Annotated in this window: 3 protein-coding genes; all 3 read left to right on the plus strand. The window is 27.9% G+C overall.

Going from position 1 to position 1,761, the window contains the following annotated elements; all coding sequences use genetic code 11:
* Nucleotides 1-443, plus strand: a 443-nt coding sequence (locus tag VLM92_RS05045) for a hypothetical protein (protein WP_325275267.1), incomplete at its 5' end; no start/stop codon positions are given.
* A gap of 73 nt (nt 444-516) precedes the next feature.
* Nucleotides 517-933 carry a hypothetical protein gene (locus VLM92_RS05050; protein WP_325275268.1) on the plus strand — a complete coding sequence of 139 codons (417 nt, stop codon included), beginning with the start codon at nt 517-519 and terminating at the stop codon, nt 931-933.
* A 46-nt stretch (nt 934-979) separates the two neighbouring features.
* Nucleotides 980-1,147 carry a hypothetical protein gene (locus tag VLM92_RS05055; RefSeq protein WP_325275269.1) on the plus strand — a complete coding sequence of 56 codons (168 nt, stop codon included), beginning with the start codon at nt 980-982 and terminating at the stop codon, nt 1,145-1,147.
* Nucleotides 1,148-1,761: the final 614 nt, after the last annotated feature.

Genomic DNA, 1,761 nt, shown 5'->3' on the forward strand with positions numbered 1-1,761 from the left:
GAAGCATTTTAAGGGGTGGCGGTAAAGTTTTAACTGAAATAAAAGAAATAAACACAATTACAGGGTATACATTGACTTTAGTGGACGCTAAATTTGATATAGAAGCATTACTTCATTTATGCGGTGGTACTTTGATAGAAGAAACTATAGACGTAACCGATTATAATACAGGTTGGGAACACCCTACAATCGAAGAACAACAAACAAGAACACCGATAGCGCTTGAAGTTTACGCGGAAAATTATGATTCCGGTGGTAATAATGATTCATACATAAAATATACTTTTTGGTATGGAATAGGTTATACATCTAGTGTCGAACACAATGACCAAGAATGGTCAACGCCAGAAATTGAAATCGAATGTAAGGAAAACACAGCACAAACAAAAAGCGTTTATCACAAGGAATTTGTTGACAGTTTAGCAACTGAATTAACAGCATAATAATATTTATTTATTGATATAATAGTGTTATAATATCTTTATAGCACTATTATTTTATTAGGGGGTTTAAACAATGGCAGTTTTAGATTTAGAACAATTAAAACAAATAGCTCAAGGTTTTGAGATTGAAATAACACACTGGGACGGAAAACAAAAAATAAATGTATTAGTTAAACAATTAGACATATCAAAAGAATTATTAAAAAATGACGGTATGTTAAGTAATTTCCTAAAACCGGAAGTATTGGACAAGTTCCAAAAAAAATCAAAACACAAAAATATAGTTGAAGGCAATAACGAAGTTAACACAAGCGATATAGAAGTTATTAAAGAAATGTTGCCGGATATTGACGAAGTAGTTAAACAAGTTTTAGTTAAACCAACTTACCAAGATTTTGAAAGTACCGTTCCTTTAAATTTGAATCAGAAGTTAGAATTATTTAATTTTAGTTTAAAAGGTTTAGATACTTTAAAAAAAAATAATGATTAATAATAGCTTTCAAGAAATAGCTTTAACGGCATATACTTTTCATGTGTTGCCGTCTGAATTAATCAATCTACAAGGATTTGAAAAATATTTATTTGATAATGCTTGTAGTTTATATATATCATTAGTCCAGAACGAAGAATACGAAGAAATAACAATTGAAAGAAAAGGCAAGGCAAAAGAATTAAAATCTAATGACGCGCGTGCGTGGTTGTAAAATGGTATGAGTAAAAAAGTAAAAAAATAAAAAGACTTATCAATTGATAGGTCTTTTTTATATGAAAAAACAAAATATATTCCGAACTAGGGACTTTAAACATAATTAAATATTAACACAATCTTTCTTTAAAAACAATGTTTTTAGTATAGAACTTATCTTTATTTATTATTCGATACTTTGTTATGTTTTTAACTATTATTGTATACAATATTCTTTTAAAACAAATATTTCTATTATATTAGACATAGTATATAATTATATAACCACATTTATTAATAAATAAATAACAAAGGTATTTGAAAAATACTTTTTTTAAATCTTTTTAAATCTTTTAAAGTCTTTAAGGGTATACTTCCGGCGTGTTATACCAATAGATTTAAAGGTTAAATGACCACGTGAATCGGCGAAAATGACCACGTGAATCGGCGAAAATGACCACGTGAATCGGTGGAAATGACCACGTGAATCGGCATTTAAAAAATGTATTCTAAAACAGTATTAACAACGCTTAACAAACATTTTTAAATATACTTATTTTTTCAAAAGACACAGTGAAACGGAAAAAATAAATTAAATATAATAAATCAACGGACACAAAAACCGGTTATTTG

This window comes from Romboutsia sp. (assembly GCF_035470145.1).
GTDB lineage: Bacteria > Bacillota > Clostridia > Peptostreptococcales > Peptostreptococcaceae > Romboutsia_D.